The organism is Sporosarcina soli, from assembly GCF_042655805.1.
Classification (GTDB): Bacteria; Bacillota; Bacilli; order Bacillales_A; family Planococcaceae; genus Sporosarcina; species Sporosarcina soli.
Genome location: NZ_JBHSNO010000008.1, coordinates 303793 through 318810 on the forward strand (window position 1 = coordinate 303793; position 15018 = coordinate 318810).

14 protein-coding genes and 1 pseudogene are annotated in these 15018 nt (G+C 42.9%); 4 read left to right on the top strand and 11 right to left on the bottom strand.

Annotated features, from left to right (window positions below):
• Positions 1-16 precede the first annotated feature (16 nt).
• A pseudogene (locus tag ACFPRA_RS16720) lies at positions 17-1200 on the bottom strand (IS110 family RNA-guided transposase).
• Positions 1201-1574: 374 nt separating this feature from the next.
• Here ACFPRA_RS16720 and ACFPRA_RS16730 point away from each other — a divergent pair.
• From ACFPRA_RS16730 to ACFPRA_RS16745, 4 genes are all read left to right on the top strand, one after another.
• Positions 1575-2168 carry an NADPH-dependent FMN reductase gene (locus tag ACFPRA_RS16730; protein ID WP_381437206.1) on the top strand — a complete coding sequence of 198 codons (594 nt, stop codon included), beginning with the start codon at positions 1575-1577 and terminating at the stop codon, positions 2166-2168.
• A gap of 127 nt (positions 2169-2295) precedes the next feature.
• Complete coding sequence (locus ACFPRA_RS16735; protein ID WP_381437208.1) at positions 2296-3237, top strand: ring-cleaving dioxygenase; 942 nt, start codon at positions 2296-2298, stop codon at positions 3235-3237.
• Between the two features lie 15 nt (positions 3238-3252).
• Complete coding sequence (locus tag ACFPRA_RS16740; RefSeq protein WP_381437210.1) at positions 3253-3873, top strand: nitroreductase family protein; 621 nt, start codon at positions 3253-3255, stop codon at positions 3871-3873.
• A gap of 16 nt (positions 3874-3889) precedes the next feature.
• Entirely contained in the window at positions 3890-4828 is a 939-nt protein-coding gene (locus ACFPRA_RS16745) for a ring-cleaving dioxygenase (protein ID WP_381437212.1), read from the top strand.
• Positions 4829-4887: 59 nt separating this feature from the next.
• On the opposite strand, the gene ACFPRA_RS16750 is transcribed toward ACFPRA_RS16745, so the two are convergent.
• The 10 genes from ACFPRA_RS16750 to ACFPRA_RS16795 form a co-directional block, all read right to left on the bottom strand.
• Complete coding sequence (locus tag ACFPRA_RS16750) at positions 4888-5622, bottom strand: amino acid ABC transporter ATP-binding protein (protein ID WP_381437214.1); 735 nt, start codon at positions 5620-5622, stop codon at positions 4888-4890.
• A gap of 36 nt (positions 5623-5658) precedes the next feature.
• Positions 5659-6360, bottom strand: a complete 702-nt coding sequence (locus tag ACFPRA_RS16755) for an amino acid ABC transporter permease (protein WP_381437216.1) — start codon at positions 6358-6360, stop codon at positions 5659-5661.
• Positions 6347-7180 carry an amino acid ABC transporter substrate-binding protein gene (locus ACFPRA_RS16760; protein ID WP_381437218.1) on the bottom strand — a complete coding sequence of 278 codons (834 nt, stop codon included), beginning with the start codon at positions 7178-7180 and terminating at the stop codon, positions 6347-6349. Before ACFPRA_RS16760 ends, ACFPRA_RS16755 begins: the two co-directional genes overlap by 14 nt.
• Positions 7181-7677: 497 nt before the next feature.
• Positions 7678-8460: an enoyl-CoA hydratase/isomerase family protein gene (locus ACFPRA_RS16765; protein ID WP_381437221.1), complete on the bottom strand. Its 783-nt coding sequence runs from the start codon at positions 8458-8460 to the stop codon at positions 7678-7680.
• A gap of 13 nt (positions 8461-8473) precedes the next feature.
• On the bottom strand, positions 8474-10114 hold the full coding sequence (locus tag ACFPRA_RS16770; RefSeq protein WP_381437223.1) for a long-chain-fatty-acid--CoA ligase: 1641 nt from the start codon (positions 10112-10114) through the stop codon (positions 8474-8476).
• Between the two features lie 45 nt (positions 10115-10159).
• Positions 10160-11137, bottom strand: a complete 978-nt coding sequence (locus tag ACFPRA_RS16775) for an NAD(P)H-dependent flavin oxidoreductase (protein WP_381437225.1) — start codon at positions 11135-11137, stop codon at positions 10160-10162.
• Positions 11138-11170: 33 nt separating this feature from the next.
• Positions 11171-11959 (bottom strand): enoyl-CoA hydratase/isomerase family protein, encoded by a 789-nt coding sequence (locus ACFPRA_RS16780; protein ID WP_381437226.1) that lies wholly within the window; start codon positions 11957-11959, stop codon positions 11171-11173.
• Between the two features lie 49 nt (positions 11960-12008).
• A complete protein-coding gene (locus tag ACFPRA_RS16785; RefSeq protein ID WP_381437228.1) occupies positions 12009-12422 on the bottom strand; it encodes an acyl-CoA thioesterase in 414 nt (137 codons plus the stop codon).
• 59 nt (positions 12423-12481) lie between these two features.
• Positions 12482-13780 carry an MFS transporter gene (locus ACFPRA_RS16790; protein WP_381437230.1) on the bottom strand — a complete coding sequence of 433 codons (1299 nt, stop codon included), beginning with the start codon at positions 13778-13780 and terminating at the stop codon, positions 12482-12484.
• A gap of 25 nt (positions 13781-13805) precedes the next feature.
• Positions 13806-14999 carry a thiolase family protein gene (locus ACFPRA_RS16795; protein ID WP_381437233.1) on the bottom strand — a complete coding sequence of 398 codons (1194 nt, stop codon included), beginning with the start codon at positions 14997-14999 and terminating at the stop codon, positions 13806-13808.
• Positions 15000-15018: the final 19 nt, after the last annotated feature.

A 15018-nucleotide genomic window follows, 5' to 3' on the forward strand; every position in this document is an offset into this window, starting at 1 on the left:
AAGACCTAACGATTTTTCATTTTTTCGCAAGGTCATTTATGATATAGTGAATATAATGGATTATACACGCTATACACGCAACTTTATGGGGTTTTCCCTGGGGTTTCGTTTTTAGTTTGTCATAATAATCTACGAGATGGTTCTTTATTTTTTTCGTAACGTAATCATCGTCTTCACCATGAAAAACAAGATCTTTCGTAAAAGACGGTTCCCCCGACGATTGATGATATCTTTCATTTGATGTTTCCCGGATTGATAGACACGCAAATCAATACCAACATACGCATTTACTTGCTTATGGGTTTTAAAACGACGAATATCTCCTAACTCCCCTATAATCCTGACGGCTGTTGTCTCGCCGATTCCTGGAAACGAAATCAGTACCCGATATTCCACTTTTCCTTCGGAAAGGGTTATCATTTGTTTGATGAGCTGCTCTTTCTTTTCCTTTAATTCACTTATTCTACAAGCATAGTCACGTACCTGTTCACATCGTACATCGTCTTTTGGGATGGCTGGATAGGAAAGCTTTGCTGCCTCTAGTAGACATTTTCCTTTTGCTTCTGCACGTTGGAGAGACAAGTTCTTTTTAGTGTTTTGCTTTAAACGATTGCGAATGACTGTTCTCGAATGATTAAGCACTTCATCAGGATGCGGATATAACTGGACAATATTTAAAAAGAGCGCAGAACGCGTGGAAAATACGTTTTCAAGTTCTGGAAAGCTCAGTTGTAAGATCGCATGCATTCGATTATGTAAATGATTGATTTCTGTATCCAGCTCATCATAATAGCGTGACCATGCCCGCATTTGTCGATAATAATCTTCTTCAACGTAGGTATGAACACGTTCGTTACGGAAGTGTGTCCGGGCTAATCCATGGGCATCTGCTTTATCTGTTTTTTGTCGTCTCATCGTCTTGGTTTCTTCATTTGCTTGGATCGGATTTAGACAGCAGTAGGCGTATTGATGATCCTGAAGAAATCTTTCTAACCCTTTGGAATAGACGCCCGTTGCCTCAAAGACAATTTCAGGTGCTTGCTCATCCTGTCCTTTCAGCTCTTAAAGAGTATCGTGGAGCTTTTCAAAAGATGGACGATTATGTAGGATTTCTCCTTCAAATTCACATTGACGATATTGATTGTAAATGACCATTGTACTTTTCCCCATACTGACATCAAATGCCACGACATGTTTAATCATTAATCCTTCTCCTTTATAGCCAATCATAGAAGTCTTCACAGAGCCTTATCGATTCTATTTTCTTATACACGATCTCGAAGGACCCAACATACTAATCTGATTCAAATAAGGGTGTGAAGTGGGCCGGTTTTTAATACGGATTCTTTGTTGATCCACGAGGCTGTTCGGCTTTCCTCCACTTCTACTATAAAAAAATAGTAGCACAAACCATGGCCTTGGTTTGCACTACTAATGTTAGTATGTTTTTTATTTGGATCTTTCAGCGTAAAGTTGTTGACAACATAAATGGCTTCATGGTATATTTATCTCGAATTCGAGATAAATGAATTCCGGATATGAGAGACAATCACTTGGAGGTGAAATATAACATCATGAGCTTTTTCAATAAATTATTCGGTTCAAAACAGGAGGATGAAAATCAAATGGCAACTTTAAATATTGGGATTATTATCGGATCAACTCGTGAAGGTCGTGTATCTCCACAAGTCGCACAATGGGTAAAAGAAATTGCAGACAAACGCGGTGACGCAAACTATACAATTATCGATATTGCAGATTACAAATTACCACTTTTAGGTGAAGCAGGTGCCGATGCATCTGGTGCTACAGCTTGGTCTGAAGCAATCGCAAAACAAGACGGTTTTGTATTTATCGTCCAAGAATATAACCACTCCATTACAGGTGCGCTGAAAAACGCTTTGGATTACTTACGTGAAGAGTGGAACAACAAAGCAGCGGGTATCGTATCGTATGGTTCAGTCGGCGGTGCACGTGCAGCAGAACATTTGCGTGGCATTTTAGGCGAATTATTAGTCGCTGACGTACGGGTACATCCAGCATTGTCTTTATTCACTGACTTTGAAAATGGAACAGATTTCAAACCGAAAGCAGTTCAAGAAGATTCCGTCAATCAAATGCTCGATCAAGTCATCCCTTGGTCTAAAGCACTTTACACAATTCGCTAATGGTGCAAGAGTCATGGTTGCTCATTCAACCATGACTCCCTAATTATGAAGGAAAGTGGTCAATGCGATTTGACTATTTTCCTTTGTATATAGTCATACTGCACACTACAAGATGGAGGTTTATAAAATGAGTCAAATTGCAGGTCACCATCATATTTCGATGATTACAAAAACCGCTGGCGAAAATCATCATTTTTATCGAGATATTTTAGGCTTACGCCGTGTAAAAAAGACCGTCAATCAGGAAAACCCGAAAATGTATCATCTCTTTTATGGCGATTTAACTGGTAGCCCAGGAACCGAATTGACTTTCTTTGAAATCCCAAATGCCGGACGGACGCATCGCGGGACAAATGCAATTACCAAAATCGGTTTGTTCGTCCCGACACAACAAGCCTTACATGACTGGTTACACCGTTTAGATGAACATCATATTTCACATAGTGGCATCACTTCATACGCTGATCGTGAGGCGATTCATTTTGAAGATCCCGACGGACTACGTTTAGTATTACTCAATGGCGAAAAGGATACACTCCCTGATTTCTGGACAGCTTGGCCTGATTCCCCTATCCCAGAAGAGTCCCGCATTTTAGGTATGGGTCCGGTGGAAATAACGGTCCAAAATGCGAAAAGTTTAAGTGCTACGTTAGAGAAAATTTTCGGCTATACACTAGCAAAACACACAGGGGAAGGTTTACTGTATCAATCTACAAAAGGTCATGCATTTGGAGAGATTTTAATAGTTGAGCAAGATGGGCCTGTTGAAAAACCGGGTAAAGGAAGCGTCCATCATCTCGCTATCCGCGTAAAAGATGGCGAGGACCTTCGTTATTGGGCTGAAAAAATCAAAGATTATGGCTATGATATCCTCTTTATGAAAGATCGCTTTTACTTTGAAAGTTTATATTTCAAAGAGGAAAACGGCATACTGTTCGAGCTGGCAACAGATGGACCTGGCTTTACAGTAGATGCATCTGTTGAAAGCTTAGGGACAAAACTTGATTTGCCTCCTTTTTTGGAAACAAAACGTGAAGAGATTGAACGCAATTTAAAACAAATAGATTAAAGGGATGAGTGCGCAATGGACTTTTTAAAGTTAATCGAAAAAAGACGTTCTGCGAATAATTTTATCGAAGATGTCACATTAACCGAAGAAGATTTAGTTCCGATTTTTGAAGATGTGAAGTTGGCTCCTTCCGCCTTCAACCTACAGCATACAGAGTATATAACCATTTTCAATCCGGAATTGAAGGAGAAAATTCGTGAGGCTGCCTTTGGGCAATACAAGGTGCACAATGCTTCCGCTGTCATTATCGTGACAGCAGACCGCTACGCCTATCGTCAAACAGAAAGATTAAATAAAGGTATGCTGGATTTGGGGATGTTAACGGAATTTGAATTACAGGAAATAATTGATGATAATACAAAGTTCTATGAATCCCGTGGAGAAGATTTTATGAAAGAAGAGGCGATTCGGAATGGTTCTCTTTCGGCCATGCTCTTTATGCTTGCTGCCAAAAACAGAGGAATCGATAGTTGTCCAATGATCGGTTTTGACGAAGATCAAGTAAAGGAAATTTTGAATATCCCTCACAATCAGGAAATCGTTCTAATGATGACAGTTGGCAAGGAAAAAGAAAGCAGCCGCCGTTTACGGGGCTATCGCAAACCTGTCGGGGAATTCGTTACATTTATTAATTAAAAGGAGTAGGAGTATAATGAAAAAACAAACTACTGGTATCCACCATATTACAGCGATTGTCGGACATCCACAAGAAAATATCGACTTCTATGCAGGCGTACTTGGTTTACGTCTCGTCAAACAAACAGTGAACTTTGATGATCCAGGAACATATCATTTATATTTCGGGGACGCAGGCGGCCACCCAGGAACAATCATCACATTCTTCCCTTGGGCTAACGCTTATCAAGGACGTATCGGAGACGGACAAGTCGGCGTCACAACTTATGCCATTCCTGAAGGCTCAATGGACTATTGGGTCAACCGCCTTGAAAAATTCGACATTGCTTTCACCAAAGCAGAACGCTTCGGTGAAAATGTTGTCCAATTCGACGATCCTCATGGCCTGCATCTTGAATTGGTAGAGCGTGCAGAAGGTCCGACCAATCATTGGACGTTCGGCGATGTAACGCCTGATGTAGCGATTAAAGGTTTTGCAGGTGCAACCCTGTATTCGAGCAAGCCTGAACAGACAAAAAACACCTTGGTGAATGTCATGGGCTTGGAAGAATTCGCAACAGAAGGCGATTATATCCGCTTTAAAGCAAGTGCGGATATCGGCAACACAATCGATTTGAAAATGGTAACAGGCACTCGTGGTGCAATGGGTGTCGGTACCGTTCACCATATCGCATGGCGTGCAAATGATGACCAAGATCACTTGGAATGGCAACGTCACGCCCAAGAAAACGGGCAACATGTCACAGAAGTAAAAGACCGCAATTACTTCAATGCGATTTACTTCCGTGAATCTGGTGAAATTCTATTTGAAATCGCAACAGATCCTCCAGGTTTCGCACATGATGAATCGGAAGAAACAATGGGGAAAGCGTTGAAACTCCCTGCACAATATGAACAGTTCCGTGAAAAACTGGAACACTCCCTTATTCCGATTGAAGTACGTTCGTTAGACTAAAAAGTAAAAGAGAGACGCCATCACCTGAAAAGTGATTGGTCGTCTCTCTTTTTTGTTCATTATGAAATCAAGTTTAAAAATTGCCGGGTCCGTTCTTCTTTCGGATTCGTGAAAATTTCACTCGGTCCGCTTCGTTCCACGACTTTTCCTTGATCCATAAAGATGACGACGTCCGCTGCGTCTTGTGCAAAACGCATTTCGTGGGTCACAACGACCATCGTCATGCCTTCATTGGCAAGGTCTTTCATCACTTGCAACACTTCCCCGACAAGTTCCGGGTCCAAAGCGGATGTCGGTTCATCGAACAACATGACTTCGGGTTCCAGCGCTAATGCTCTTGCAATGCCAACCCGTTGCTGTTGCCCACCCGATAGTTGAAATGGATAGAAATCGAGCTTGTCTCCCAAACCAACTTTCCGCAACAATTGCTCGGCTTTTTTCCGGGCCGTTTCTTTTGGTACTTTCTGAACGATCACCGGACCCTCCATCACATTCTCGATCGCAGTTTTATGGGGAAACAAATTATATTGCTGGAAAACCATGCCCGATTGTCTTCTAACCGCATCAATTTCTTTTTTGGACACCCGTTTTGAAAAATCCGCTTTCTGTCCATTCAGGCTAATCGTTCCTGCTGTCGGGACTTCCAATATGTTCATACATCTAAGCAATGTCGTCTTTCCAGAGCCTGACGGACCGATGATGACGACCACTTCGCCTTTATCCAGTTCTAAATCGATCCCTTTTAGTACTTCAAGTTCTCCAAAACTTTTATGTAACCCTTGAATTGAAATCATAGTGTACTCCTTCACCATCTCTGTTTTCTATCCGTATTACCTCTTCACAAACCGATCCAATCTATGTTCAATGCGGCCTTGAATTAAGGAAAGGATGAAACAAATGACCCAATAAATGACCGCAACCTCAACATATAACAGTAAAAATTCATAATTCGTCGCGGCAATTTCCTGCGCCCTTCTGAACATTTCCGTCACTAAGATCAATGATGCCAAGGATGTGTCTTTTACAAGACCGATAAATGAATTGGAAAGCGGCGGGATGGAAACCCTTGCCGCTTGCGGTAAAATGATTCTTCTTAACGACTGTGCATAGCCCATCCCAATCGTCTGCGCCGCTTCCCATTGCCCTTTCGGTATCGATAAAATGGCAGCACGGAGAATTTCAGAAGCATACGCACCTACGTTCAATGAAAACCCTAAAACAGCTGCCGGGAACGGATCAATCACCACTCCGATAGTCGGTAGCCCATAAAAAAGAATGAACAACTGGACAAGGAGCGGTGTCCCCCGAATCGCGGACACATAGATCCTTGCGATGATCTGCAAAGGTTTGCTCGTCGAAATCCTGGCCAAAGCAGTGAAGATGGCAATGATCAGCCCGAAAAAGAAAGCGATCAATGTTAAGGGGATCGTATAAGTGATCGCTCCTTCCAACAATGGCCGTAGAGAACTTTGAGCAATATCCGTCAATCGTTGTAATCTTTCCGGATCGATTAATACATTATTGTAGTACATCTTCGCCAAACCACTTCTCGGAAATCTCTAGGTGCGTACCATCTTCAATCATATCTTGAAGCGCTTGATTCACCGCTTCAACCAATGTTTCATTGTCTTTTCTGAACAATAGACCAATATCGATCACTTCATCGGCTTGCGCCACGATTTTAACCGGGGCATCCGGTCTCTGAGTTAAATAGTCCAGCACCGATAGCTTGTCATTCACCGTGACATCCACACGCTTTGAGCTGATTAAATCGACCGACTGTACAAATCCTTCCACACTTACGATTTCAGCACCATAAGATTCTGCGATTTTTCTATGGTTACTCGTCATCGTCTGTGCAGCTTTTAACCCTTTAATGTCTTCGTATTTCGAAATGTCATTATTGTCCTTACTGGCGACGACAACACCAACCGATATATTATAAGGTGTCGAGAAATCATACTTTTCAAGACGATCCTCATTAATACCGACTTGGTTGGCAACCATATCAAAACGCTTCGCATCCAATCCTGCAAACATCGCATCCCATTGTGTTTCCAAGAATACTGGTTTCACACCAAGGCGTTTTGCAACTTCTGTTGCGATATCCACGTCAAATCCCGTCAATTGCCCGGAGTCATCATGAAACGTAAACGGTGGATATACCCCTTCTGTACCGATGACCAGTTCGCCTTTTTCTTGAATATCAGCGAGTAAATCTGCGGAAGTACCACCCGTTTTTTCCTTATTTCCTTCGCTTGCTGTATTTCCTTCTTTCTTAGCAGTTCCGCACGCAGCCAATAGCACAACTGCACAGATTAGCAAAAGAAATGACCAAATACTTTTTTTCATGACTCCACTCTCCTAAATTCATATCTACCGACTTGGTTTTATGTAGTATACAACATTCTATAAAATCGGTCAAAATAATAAATTGCGAATAAAAAAAGAAGTGTCCATATACACTACTTTCGGAAGTGTAGTGCGATATCTGGGACTACTTCTTATTATGAGCTGCGCTTGCGCAATTAATTCTCTTCAAAATTTGTGACATCCGAAGGAGGCTTGGGACAACAGGCTGTTGGTCACTCAGGCGTTGCCAATCAAACAGCGAAGAGGTTGATTTGCCTTAAATTCTGGACGCGGCGATCTTAGACTGAGTTCCTCTATTCAAACAGGGTTTGAACCCCCACTGAACGGAGTGCATAACTAGCATCCATCCCGCCACTTAAAGAAGTGAGGGACTTCTGCTGAATTAAGTTAAACATTGTATTCTTCCTATATGTTCTTCTCCAATCAGAAGCCGCAACATCGTTTGGTTTCACGATGTTACGACTTTCATGAATACATCACTTTGATAAAAATTCCGGCGTACGTTTCTCCAAAAAGGCGCTTGTCCCTTCGTTTGTATCTTCGGTTGAGAAAAGTATAGCTTGGGAAAGCTTTTCGATGAGTAAACCTGTTTTCATATCTGCATCAAATCCAGCGTGAATGGCCAGCTTTGCAAGTTTTACAGCTAACGGGCCTTTCGAAAGGATTTGAGCCGCTGTTTTTTCCACTGCTTCTTTTAATTCACCTAAAGGGACAGTTTCTGAAACAAGTCCAATTCTTTCCGCTTCTTCCGCCGTAATAATCTTCCCTGTTAAAATTAAGTCAACCGCTTTCCCTTTCCCGATTAAGCGTGCCATTCTCTGCGTGCCGCCCGCACTTGGAATAATGCCTAGATTCAACTCAGGAAGGCCAAACTTGGCATTTGTCGAAGCAATCCGAATATCGCACGCCATTGCCAGTTCACAGCCACCTCCAAGTGCAAAGCCATTGATCATCGCAATTGTCGGTTTGTCATATGCTTCGATATAGTCATAGATTTCCTGCATCCCCCCAGGTGTGAAAACATCCAAAGGTTCGCGTTTTTGAAGCTGACTGATGTCTGCCCCCGCTGCGAATGACTTATCTCCTTGTCCCGTAAAAATAATACAATTTATTTCTTTGTCATCTTTTAATCTAACGAGCGCGTCTTTCATTTCCCCAAGTGTTTCTTTACTTAATGGGTTACGCTGATCAGGCAAATTTATAATAATATAAGCAAGTTGATTTGATTTTTCTACTAAAATATTTTGATAGTTATTCATCTCTTCACCATCCTTATTTTTCAAGTAGTAAAGAATCTCCAGATCCTTCATGAATCGCTTTATGTCTTTCGATTTCTTCTTCCACTAGTACACGTTTCAAAATTTTCCCTACCGTGGATTTCGGTAACTGCTCTTTAAATTCGATTGCACGAGGAACCTTATATTTGGCCAATTTTCCGGTACACCACGCTATCATTTCATCCTCAGTTATATGCATTCCTTTTTTGAGAACGATGGCCGCTCTGACCGATTCCCCGCTATATGAATCAGGTACACCATAAACACAAGCTTCTTCGATTCCCGGATGCTGATAGAGTACGTCTTCCACTTCAACCGGGTAAATATTGAAACCACTCGCAATAATCATTTCCTTCTTTCGTCCAACAATAAAGAAATAGCCCTCTTCATCCATCGTGGCAATGTCGCCAGTATATAGCCATCCATCCCGCAACGCCACGGAAGTTTCCTCTGGATTTTTCCAGTATCCTTTCATGATTTGCGGTCCTTTCACGACTAATTCCCCTGTCTCCCCTGGTGGCATTTCCCTTGTCCCGGTTTCAATATCCACAATCTTGGCGTCAGTATTCGGATACGGCACTCCAATACTACCTACTTTCCTTTTTCCACTTACAGGATTCCGGTGCGTCGTCGGGGCCGTTTCTGACATGCCAAATCCTTCAAAAATGGGGATATTAAATTTTCGCTTGAATTGGTTGATGATTTCCACGGGGAGTGGCGCTGAACCGCAACTGCAATATTTAAAGCAACTTAAATCGTCCGCCGTTAAATCAGGCTGATTCAATAAGGATATATACATTGTAGGGACACCAGGAAAAATAGTCGGCCGATATTTCCGTATCAGATCTACAACCTTGTTGATTTCAAACTTTTCGATTGTAATGTACGTAGCCGCAGAAAAAATCGCACTATTCAAACGGGACATCCCAAACACATGAAACAATGGCGACAAACCTAACAGTCCTTCGCCTGAATCTCGAAGTTGAAGTGCTTCTGCTGTATAAAGTCGATCTTGGTAGACATTAGAGGTGATGTTAAAATGCGTCAACATCACCCCTTTGGACCTTCCCGTTGTGCCTCCTGTATATTGCAGTAGAGCTAAATCTTTTTCTGGTTGTATGTGTACCTCGGGAAGTTCATGAGTTCCTTTTTCAATCCAATCATAAAGACTATCTTCTTCCTCCCTATTCCTATCCGCTAAAATGATGGTGAGCTGATGACTCATGCCATTATTCTCTAACTTCTTCTTTTGTTTAGCATGGCCGATAAACCAGACCGCTTCGGAATCTCTCAAGATATAGTCTAATTCAGATGATTCATACATTGGATTGATCTGGACGACAATCCCTCCCAAGCGATGGATTGCATAAAAGGAAATGATATATTCGATGCAATTTGGTAGCATCAACGCAATTCGATCACCTTTTCTAAACCCTTGCCGGTATAATGATGACGCTAAGAGATCGGACGCATTTTTCAGTTCAGAATAAGTGAGTATTTGATCACCGTCTATCACTGCTTTTTGATCGGGATAACGCTCGGTGGAATTTTTTAATAGATCATATAAGGAGAGCAGTGGGATCTCGGTTTCATAAGGGACATTTTTCGGATAAAATGGTGTCCAAGGTTTATTCATTTTCTCACTCCCCTATCATTCTTTTTTCTGGAAAAACAACGATCTTCAAGCGTTTACCTGAGTAGTGATTCGCTCCAATTTGTCTATCGTTCGCTTCGCCTCTGACACCATCTCTGTTATCAGTTCTTTCACGCTTGGAATATCCTGGATCCGTCCAACTGACTGTCCGCAAGAAAAAATACCTGCGTCGATATCTCCTTCCTCATATACTTTCATAACCCTGCGCCCCGAAATCAATGGCAGTAACTCATCAAGTTCTGCCCCTCTGCTTTCCGCTTCCATCACTTGCAGCGCAACTTCATTTCGTGCAACACGCGAGGTAGAACCAATCGTTTTCTGAATTAAGGACGTGTCCAGCTCTGATGCCTGAACCATCCACTGTTTAACATTGTCGTGTACCCAAGATTCTTGAGTCGCTAAAAATCGTGTCCCCATCACGATCCCTTCTGCTCCAAGTGCCAGCATCGCGGCCAGTCCACGCCCGTCCGCAATACCCCCGCCAGCCAATACGGGAATCTTGACGGCATCAACCGTCTGCGGAACAAGCACGACGTTCCCGACATCTTCCATGCCTGGATGACCTCCCGCCTCAAACCCGATAACAGTGACAGCATCACACCCCACCCGTTCTGCTGTCTTGGCATATTTCACTCCTGCCACTTTATGAATGACTGTGACATCGTTATCCTTTAACACGTTCATATACGCTTCCGGACTCCGGCCTGATGTTTCCACGATTTGGATACCTTCCTCGATCAATACATCGATATATGCTTCATTCGGCATTTTCCGTACACTTGGGAACAGATTAATGTTGACTGCAATGGGTTTTGACGTGGCTTTTTTCGCCAGACGTATTTCTTGGCGTAATTCCTCCGCCGTTTCGAAAGTAGCCGACGTGATAATTCCAAGCCCACCTGCCTCCGAGACAGCTGCCGCCAATGGAGCACGGCCAACTCTAAATAATCCTCCACAAATAATTGGATACTCAATGTTCAATAAATCGGTGATACGGGTTTTCATCTTCTTCCTCCTCCCAATGCTTTCATAATGTCATCACTTTCCGCTAAAAATTGGTTTACGCTTTTCCGCAAATGCTTGAACGCCCTCGGTTGAGTCTTCCGTTTCAAAACAAGTTCGTATGGCTTTTATTTCATTTTTCAATACAGTTGTTAAATCCTCATCTGAACTTGTTGTCAATAATCGTTTTGAAAGCGTCAAAGCAACCGGGGGGCCGTCTGCTAGCCCTTGAGCAAATTCCATGACGCGCTTATGAAATTCATCTGCAGGAAACACGCTATTCACAAGTCCGATGCGTTCAGCTTCATCTGCAGCAATCTCACGTCCCGTAAAAATCAGCTCGGCTGCTTTTCCTGGGCCAACAAGTCTAGGCAAGAAATAGCTCATCCCTGCATCCGGGGTCAATGCACGCCGTATATAGCCGGTAGTGACCCGCACGTCTTGACACATAAAACGGATATCACACGCTAAAGCTAGAGAAAGCCCCGCCCCTGCTGCAACGCCATTGACTGCAGCAATGACTGGTTTATCGCATTGAACGATTCCCAATGCTTGGCGCCCTACCCAATCTAACTCATCCAATCGGTTATAGCGTGTGATTGAATCGGAACTTCTGTTTTTTCGGTCCGTCAAATCAAGCCCCGAACAAAAACCCCGTCCAGCCCCGGTGATGACGACGACACGAACCTCGTCATCCATAGACGCTTCTGTCAAAGCTTGTTCCATTTGTAAACTAAGTGAAGGGTTAATCGCATTAAGTCTCTCGGGGCGATTTAACATCAAAACTCTAACGCCGCCTTGTGTACTGATGGTAAGCTCGTTCATATCCAATCTCCTCCATTATCGTTTATCGCATATGCGTGCGTTGTATGATTCAAACAGCTACTAAATAACTTTCTAAAACCGATAACAATTCAGGCGGAATTGACATGGTTTCTTGTGCCTGAAAGTTAAAGCAGACAACTACTGCATGTCCAACAGCGATGATTTCCCTCGTTATAGAGGATTTTATTTCATGGGTAATCATAAAACTTTTGTAACCTATTTTAGCGACGTGTGTAGAGACGGTTAGCGTTTGACCTGCATAAGATTGGGCTAAAAAATCGCATTGTGTGGAAGCAATTATAAAATCTACATTTGTTCGCTCACTTTTTCCAAACCCAATAGCTTCAAAAAATTTTGTCCGTGCTTCTTCCATGTAGATGAAATAACTTGTGTTATTGACATGGCCCGCTGCATCTGTTTCACAAAATCGTATATAGACATTGATTTCAGGAATATCTTTCATTTCTGGTCCTCCCTAAGCAATTGTCGTCCGTTGCGGATCGCTTCCTTTTTAATTTATTTTTAGACAAGAACAGAATCATTGCCTTGCCCTTCGTCACCAACCACTTTCCCGTTTGATACATCCTCATTTTTCTTTGCTGATATCGGTTTTACAAAAATCGCAAAAAGGATGGAAAATACTAGGACGAGTCCGGCCATAAATAAAATAGACAAATTATACCCCGCTATTTTATTTGCCCCTGCTAAAGCGATCAGGGAACCCGTCAGAAGCGGTCCTACAATACCTGCCAGGTTTCCTGAAGATGTCAAAATACTCGTCATCAGCCCACCTCTTTCAGGTAGCTCATTAATCATGATTGTCGGACCGATCGGCAAGATAGCGTATGTGAGGCCTTTCGCAAGACACATTGCAACGACTACCCAAATTGGATTTTGAAAGACCGTGCTAGATGCCATAACAATTGCACCGATGATCATTGCTCCTGCAACCACATATACTCTGGATTGACGCCAATTTTGGCTTTTTTTAAATAAATGATCGGAAAGCATCGACACACCGACATAAATGAGGATAGAAGCGACGCCTATAATCGCCACGCTATACCCCATTTGAGCAGCAGACAACTGCACAACCTCCACTAAATAAATCGGCAACCAAACCGCAAACCAGACGACAAGAAAATAAGCGGAAAAATAGCAGAATGTTGTAAACAAAGCGGTCGGTGAACCGAGCACCTTTAGAAAATCTTTCAATTTAAGTTTCTCTAGTTTGACTTTCTTTTCTTTTTGTTTTTCTTTGTACATTTCAACAGGATTTTCTTTCGTGAAAAATTGGAATAGGAAGAACCAAACAATGCTTGCGGCACCTAGACAGGCAAAAGCGACTTTCCATCCTAAAGTGGCTATTAATGCAACAAGGATTGGGGCAACCACCATGGCACCGACAGTTCCACCAGATACGACAACAGAATTCGCAAATCCTCTAAGCTTTGGTGGAAACCATTTGTTCGCATGGCTATAAGCAACTGGGCTGAAAGGAGCTTCGAATACTCCGAGTAATACTCTGTAAACGATAAGTAACGGTAACGCCGTGATGGCTAGAACGCCAAATTGTAATACCGCCCAGGTAAGCATGAGGAAACCAAGTATTTTCTTCGCTCCCAAACGGTCTGCCAAAGCGGCTCCAAAAATCCCTGTAACTGGATAGAGCCAGTAATAACTACTTCCCACTAAACCCCATGCTGTATAAGATAAATTAAGATCCTTCATAATGGCTACAGCTGCAAGCCCCACAATAGACTTGTCCGCAAAGTTAATAACCGCACCCAAAAATAGTAGAAGAAGCACAAACCAACGCATACAAATCCCCCTTTTCTTCTCCCTTTTACTGCATCTGTAGATTTTCAATCAAGATGGCCATTCCCTGTCCACCGCCAACGCAAAGAGATGCAATTCCATAGCGCCCTCCCCGTCTTTGGAGTTCATGCATCAATGTGATAACAATTCGCGAGCCTGTTGATCCTACAGGATGTCCAAGTGCAATCGCTCCCCCATTGACATTCAACTTCTCCGGATGTATGTTGAGTTCGCGCTGCACAGCGAGTGCCTGTGAAGCAAAAGCCTCGTTGATTTCAAATAAGTCAATCTTTTCAATTGATAAATTTGTCTTTTCCAACAGTTTTTGAATTGCTGGCACAGGACCGATTCCCATCACTTCCGGTGGAACACCGACAGCGACCCAGTCAACGATTGCAGCTCGTGGTGTCAGTGATTGTTCTTGCGCTGCTGTTTCACTCATCAATAGAACAGCCGAGGCACCATCATTTCTCCCGCATGCATTTCCAGCCGTTACGGTTCCCTCTTTCTTGAAAGCCGGTTTTAATTGGCCCAGTTTTTCTAGCGTCGTTTCTGGTCTTGGATGCTCATCTGTATCAAAAACAATCGTTCCTTTTCTCGTCTTCACTTCATATGAGACAATCTCTTCCTTGAATTTTCCTTCTTCAATCGCAACAGCGGCTCTTCTCTGACTTTCAAGCGCAAACGCATCTTGATCTTCCCTGGAAATCCGGTATCTTTCAGCAACATTTTCAGCAGTAATCCCCATTCCCATATCCTCACCGTATATTTCCTTCGGTTGCTGACCTGCCTCCGAATTAGAATCGACTAAATACGTTTTGTCTCCGCCAAAACGGGCACCCCGCAAGTAAATTGCTGAACCGCTCATACTCTCCGTACCACCAGCAACAATAACTTCAGCCTGATTGGACTGAATCTGCTGAACACCGGAAGCGATTGCCTGCATACCCGAAGCACAAAGTCGATTAACCGTGAAAGCCGGCTTCTCAACCGGAATCCCAGCACGAATGGCCGAGACCCGAGCGACATTCGATGATTCTGTCGTCTGCCGGACTTCACCCAAAATCACTTCATCCACTTTGTCAGGGGATAAAGAACATTTTTCCAATAGCTTTTCAATAACATGTGCGCCTAAAAATCCAGAATTTATTTCCTTTAAAGTACCACCATATCTTCCGATCGGTGTGCGTACCCCTTCAACAATGACAACGCGCTCACTCATTCCATTGACCCCCTTAAGG